Raw genomic sequence first — 5,222 nt, 5'->3', positions numbered from 1 at the left:
CGTGTTCCGCGTCGTCGGTCTCCAGTTCGAGTTCGAGTTCGGCGGCGTTGACGGCCACGTCCCGCGAGGTGCGGTCGTGGTGGACCGCGTACACGTTCGCGCCGGTGCGCGCGACGATGCTGGAGACCCGTTCGAGTTCGCCGGGGCGGTCTTTTAAATCGATGGTGATCTTGAGGTATCGGCCCATCTGGACCAGCCCGCGGCGGATCACGGTGCCGAGGCGGTTGAGGTCGATGTTGCCGCCGCAGAGCGCGGCGACGACCGTCTCGCCGTCGTCGTACTCGAAGGCGTCCGAGAGGACGGCGGCGAGCGCGACCGCGCCCGCGCCCTCGACGAGCGTCTTCGCCCGTTCCAAGAGCAGCGTGAGGGCCAAGGCGATCTCGCGGTCGTCGACGGTGACGACCTCGTCGACGTACTCCGCCATGACCTCCAGCGTTCGGTCGCCGACCGAGCGCGTCGCGATCCCGTCGGCGATCGTGTCGACGCCGTCGATCTCGACGACCTCGCCGGCCTCCAGCGACTTCGCGGCCGACGCCGCGCCCTCCGCCTGGACGCCGACCACGCGGGCGTCGGGGAGCTGTGCTTTGACCGCGACCGCGACCCCCGAGATCAGCCCGCCGCCGCCGATCGGGACGACGACGGTGTCCAGATCGGGGCAGTCGTCGACGATCTCCAAGCCGAGCGTCCCCTGCCCGGCCATCACGACCGGGTCGTCGAACGCGTGGACGTACGTGCGCCCCTCCTCGCGCTCTAACCGGTGCGCGTACGCCTGCGCCTCGTCGTAGTCGACGCCCTCCAAGCGGACGCTCGCGCCGTACCCGCGGGTGGCCTTCACCTTCGAGACGGGCGCGAACTTCGGCATCACGACGGTGGCGTCGACGCCCGCGCGGCTGGCGGCCAGCGCCACGCCCTGCGCGTGGTTCCCGGCGCTCGCGGTGACGACGCCGGCCTCCCGCTCCGCCTCGGAGAGCGTCTGGATCCGGTTCATCGCGCCGCGGATCTTGAACGCGCCGGTCCGCTGGAAGTTCTCTAACTTGAGGTGGAGGTCGGCGCCGCTCATCTCGGAGAAGGAGCGCGACCGCTCGAGGGGCGTGTGCCGGGCGACGCCCGAGACCCGCTCGCGCGCCTCGCGGATGTCGGCGAGTGTGAGCATGCGCCTCGTCGCCGCGCCGGCCGCTAATCGGTTCCGGTCGACGTCGCCCGACGGGCCGGCGGCTCGCGGTGAGTGAAGGGGGAATGCACGCGTGTGACGTGCGAGTGGAACGAGGCGGCGGGAATACAAAAAGGTGAGGCTACCAGAGCGAAAGTGAAACCGCACGACAGCGACGCCGTCATCGCTCCGTCAGACGGGATCTCGGGGAGTGAGCCGCACTCGCACGCCGCGGTCGTCGAGGACCGATCCGACTCGGTCCGGGAACGGGCCCGACCCGGGCCACGTCGCGTCCGCGTCGAGGCGGTCGGGGTCGCCGACGTACACCGCGGCGGTCTCCGGGTAGCCGGCCGGCGCGTCGAGCGGCACGGTCTCGCGGACGTACAGGCCGCCGTCGACGTCCTCGTACGCGTCGAGCGCGTCGGCCGCCTCCGTCCGGAGGAGCCGCCCGGCCGTCTCGCCGCCGGGCGCGAGCGTCGGGTACCGCCCCTCCACGAGCCGGAGCCCGTCGAGCGTCGCGGACCCGACGAAGACGAACGAGTCGACGACCTCGGCGACCCGTTCCGGTTCGGTCAGCGTCCCGTACACGAAGACGTCCATGGGGGCCGTGGGTCGCTCGCGGGCTTCAACGTTCGGCCGCTCACCGATCCGGAACGACTTTACTCGCTTCGCCTGTGTCGTCCGTAATGTCGAGGCTGCGCGGCCACCACGCCGTCTCCGCGCTCGGCGCCGGCGTCCTCGTCGCGGCGCTGGTCCACCACGGCGCCGAGGTCGGGGTCGTGGAGGGCGCTGTCGGGCCGCTGCTGGCGCTGGCGCTCGACGGCGGGATCGCGGTCGCCGTGATCGCCGCCGGCCGCCGGATCGCCGCGCGCGACCTCTCGCCCGCCGAGGAGTGGCGGGTGGCCCGCTGGGCCGGCGCCGGGACGGTCCTCGCCGTCGTCGCCTTCGCCGCCACGCTCGCGGTCCGCGCCTTCGAGGGCCGCCCGCTCGTCGAGCCGGCGTTCCCGATGCTCGTCGCCGCCGGAGCCGGGAGCCTCGGCGGCGCGATCGCGGGCTACTACGCGGTCCGACAGGCGGCCGAGGCGCGCCGCGCGCGGGACGCGGTCCGCGCCGTCTCCTTCGTCAACCACCTGCTTCGGCACGACCTCCGCAACGACCTCTCGACGATCCGCGGCTACGCCGGCCTGCTCGCCGGCGACGCCGACGGCTCCGACCACGCCGAGACGGTGGCCGCGAAGGCCGACGAGGGGCTCGACCGCATCGAGGCGACGAGCGCCGTCGCGGACGCGATCCTCGGCGACGCGGACGCCAGCCGCGTCGACCTCGCGGAGACGACCCGAGACGTGCTGTCGGGGGTCACCGACGGGGAGCGGGCGACGATCGAGACCGAGATACCGGAGTCGGCGCCCGTCGCCGCCAACGACGGCGTGCGGTCGGTCGTCCACAACCTCGTCGAGAACGCGATCGAACACGCCGACCCGGGCGTCACCGTCCGCGTCGGCGTCCGCGTGCCCGGTGACGGCGCCGCGAACCGCCGGGACGACGAGGTCGCGTTGGTCGTCGAGGACGACGGTCCGGGGCTTCCCCCGGAGGTCCGAGACGGGTCGTTCTTCGCCGACGAGGCGGTCGACGGGGCGAGCGGCGGCGTCAGCGGCCTCCGGCTGGTCGCGACGCTCGCCGAGGCGTACGGCGGCACCCTGGACGCCGGCGAGTCGCCCCTCGGCGGCGCGCGGTTCGCGGTGACGCTCCCGCACGCACCGGTCGACTCGGCCGGCTCCGATACGTAGAAACCGCGGGCGCCCGTCGGACGCGATCAGATGGACCTCCCGCGGCTGCGGCGCGTCTGGAAGCGCGTCTTCTCGCTCGCGTGGCCCGTCATGGCCGAGCAGACGTTCCGCACCGCGATGCGGACGACCGACGTCTTAGTCACCGCGCTGTTCTCGCCGGCCGCGGTCGTCGCCATCGGCCTCGCGGACCTGTACGCCCGGTTCCCGCTGCGGATCGGGCTCGGGCTCGGCGGCGGCGCCATCGCGCTCTCCTCGCAGGACACCGGCGCGGGCGCCGCGGGGAACCGCGACGAGGCGGTGACGCAGGCGATCCTGCTCGGCGCGCTCGCGGGGGTCCCGTTCGTCCTCTTCGGGTTCCTCTTCGGCGAGCTCGCTATCGACGTGTTCGGCCGCCTCGTCGGCGAGGGGACCTCGCCCGCGGTCGTCGACCTCGGCTCGACGTACCTCGCGGTCGTGTTCGCGACCGCGCCGGCGCGCCACGTCGCCCTGGTCGGCGCCCGCGCCCTTCAGGGGACGGGCGACACGCGGACCCCGATGTACGTCAACGTCGCCGCCAACTCCGTCAACATCGCGGGGTCGGTCGTCCTCGGTTTGGGGCTGTTCGGGCTCCCCCGGCTCGAGGTCCTCGGCGTCGGCCTCGCGACCGCGGGCGCGAACGTGCTCACGGCCGGCCTGCTCTGCGTCGCCATCTGGGGTTCGTGGACCGACGCCGACTTCGCGTGGCCGCGCGACCTCACGATCGCCAAACAGCTCCTGGTCGTGAGCGCCCCGCGCGTGCTGGAGGGGTTCGGCTCCGAGGTCGCGGAGTTCCCCTTCAACGCCCTCCTCCTCGGCTTCGGCGAGACGGTCAACGCCGGCTTCCAGATCGGCCGCCGCGTCTACCAGCAGGTCACCGGCCCGCTCTCGCGCGGCTACAACGTCGCGGCGTCGATCCTGGTCGGGCAGGCGCTCGGCGAGGGCGACCCGGAGGCCGCGCGGTTCAACGGCTGGGCCGTCGCGAGCCTCGGCGTGCTCACGGTCGGGACGATCGGTCTCGGGCTCGTGGTCGCCGCCCCCCGAATCGTCCCGGTCTTCACCGACGACGCGGCGACGGTCGCGTCCGCGGTCGACTTCGCGCGGGTGTACGGCGTCGCCGGCGTCGCCCTCGCCTGCTTCTCCGCGCTCTCCGGGTCGCTCCAGGGCGCCAGCGAGACCCGTGTCCCGCTCGTCGCGCGCGTCTCGGGCATGTTCGGCCTCTTCTTGGGGCTCTCGTGGCTGCTCGGGCGCACCGCGGGGTTCGGCCCCGCGGGCGCGTACGTCGGCGTGTCCGCCGCGTACGCGTGGATGGCGCTCGTCGTCGCCGTCGGCTTCCGGTACTCCGGGTGGGCGAGCCGCGCCGCGGACATGATGGCCGAACGCGGGTCCGGGCCGGCCGCCGACCCCGACGCCGACACCGGCGACGGCACGCGCGCGGACGACTCGCCGTGAGGCGGCGGGGGAACAGTGATACGGCTGGCGTTCGTCACCGACGTATGTCGAACGAGACGCTGTACGAACGCCTCGGCGGCGAGCCGGCCATCGGCGCGGTCGTCAGCGATTTCTACGACGGGGTGCTCTCCGACGACCGGGTGAGTCACCACTTCGACGACGTTGACATGGCCGACCAGCGCTCCCACCAGACGAAGTTCCTGAGCGCCGTCACCGGCGGTCCGCTCCGGTACGAGGGCGAGGAGATGGCGGTCGCCCACGATGGACTGGCGATAACGGCCGCGGAGTTCGAGGTCGTCGCGACGCATCTCGACGAGGCGCTGCGCGAGTTCGACGTCGACGACGCCGACCGCGAGGCGGTGATGGCGGCGGTCGCGGGGTTCGAGGACGACGTCGTCGGCGCTCCGCCCGCCGAGGGATAGCGGCGACCCGTCCGCGGGCGAGGGCCGCCGGTCAGGGCTCGCCGCCGAGCGACTCCTGCTCGGACCCCGTGTCGCCCCTGAGCCGCCGCCGGCGCTTGTCGTAGGCCGCCTCCAGCTTCGCGTTCGTCGCCCGGGAAACGAGGTAACAGTCCGCGTCGCCGTCGTCGCGGGGGTGCGCGCTCGCGACCCAGACGTGGCCGTCGCCGGCCGAGAGGTCGTCCGCCCAGCGCTCGGCGGCCGCGCGGCTCTCGAACGCGTGGCGGGGCCCGTCCTCGAAGACGAGCCGCCCCACCTTCGCGTTCCGCTTGCCCGCGGCCGGCTTGATCGCGACGACGACGCTCACGCCCCGAGATCGGACGCCATCAGGTAAAAACCTCGTCAGCCCCCGGCCGGCTC

The 5,222-nt window shown here is 73.6% G+C and carries 6 protein-coding genes; 3 read left to right on the top strand and 3 right to left on the bottom strand.

All coding sequences use genetic code 11. From position 1 onward, the window contains the following. Both ilvA and B9G38_RS14030 read right to left on the bottom strand, forming a co-directional pair. Window positions 1-1,153, bottom strand: a 1,153-nt coding sequence (gene ilvA / locus B9G38_RS14035) for a threonine ammonia-lyase (RefSeq protein ID WP_086220775.1), incomplete at its 3' end; no start/stop codon positions are given. Window positions 1,154-1,342: 189 nt separating this feature from the next. Then, on the bottom strand, window positions 1,343-1,750 hold the full coding sequence (locus B9G38_RS14030) for a gamma-glutamylcyclotransferase family protein (protein WP_086220774.1): 408 nt from the start codon (window positions 1,748-1,750) through the stop codon (window positions 1,343-1,345). A gap of 86 nt (window positions 1,751-1,836) precedes the next feature. Between B9G38_RS14030 and B9G38_RS14025 the strand changes: the two genes are divergently transcribed. The 3 genes from B9G38_RS14025 to B9G38_RS14015 are packed head-to-tail and all read left to right on the top strand — an operon-like array spanning window position 1,837 to window position 4,826. Further along, entirely contained in the window at window positions 1,837-2,937 is a 1,101-nt protein-coding gene (locus B9G38_RS14025; RefSeq protein WP_086220773.1) for an ATP-binding protein, read from the top strand. Between the two features lie 30 nt (window positions 2,938-2,967). Continuing rightward, window positions 2,968-4,404: an MATE family efflux transporter gene (locus tag B9G38_RS14020; protein ID WP_086220772.1), complete on the top strand. Its 1,437-nt coding sequence runs from the start codon at window positions 2,968-2,970 to the stop codon at window positions 4,402-4,404. A 44-nt stretch (window positions 4,405-4,448) separates the two neighbouring features. Next, window positions 4,449-4,826: a group 1 truncated hemoglobin gene (locus B9G38_RS14015; protein ID WP_086220771.1), complete on the top strand. Its 378-nt coding sequence runs from the start codon at window positions 4,449-4,451 to the stop codon at window positions 4,824-4,826. Between the two features lie 31 nt (window positions 4,827-4,857). On the opposite strand, the gene B9G38_RS14010 is transcribed toward B9G38_RS14015, so the two are convergent. Continuing rightward, complete coding sequence (locus tag B9G38_RS14010) at window positions 4,858-5,169, bottom strand: hypothetical protein (RefSeq protein ID WP_086220770.1); 312 nt, start codon at window positions 5,167-5,169, stop codon at window positions 4,858-4,860. Window positions 5,170-5,222: the final 53 nt, after the last annotated feature.

The sequence above is a fragment of the Halorubrum sp. SD612 genome, from assembly GCF_002135005.1.
This window is presented reverse-complemented; position numbering and strand designations above follow the sequence as displayed.

Excerpts from the sequence above, each read along its gene's own strand:
- B9G38_RS14030 (WP_086220774.1), bottom strand. The coding sequence starts at position 1,750 with ATGGACGTCTTCGTGTACGGGACGCTGACCGAACCGGAACGGGTCGCC.
- B9G38_RS14025 (WP_086220773.1), top strand. The coding sequence starts at position 1,837 with ATGTCGAGGCTGCGCGGCCACCACGCCGTCTCCGCGCTCGGCGCCGGC.
- B9G38_RS14020 (WP_086220772.1), top strand. The coding sequence starts at position 2,968 with ATGGACCTCCCGCGGCTGCGGCGCGTCTGGAAGCGCGTCTTCTCGCTC.
- B9G38_RS14015 (WP_086220771.1), top strand. The coding sequence starts at position 4,449 with ATGTCGAACGAGACGCTGTACGAACGCCTCGGCGGCGAGCCGGCCATC.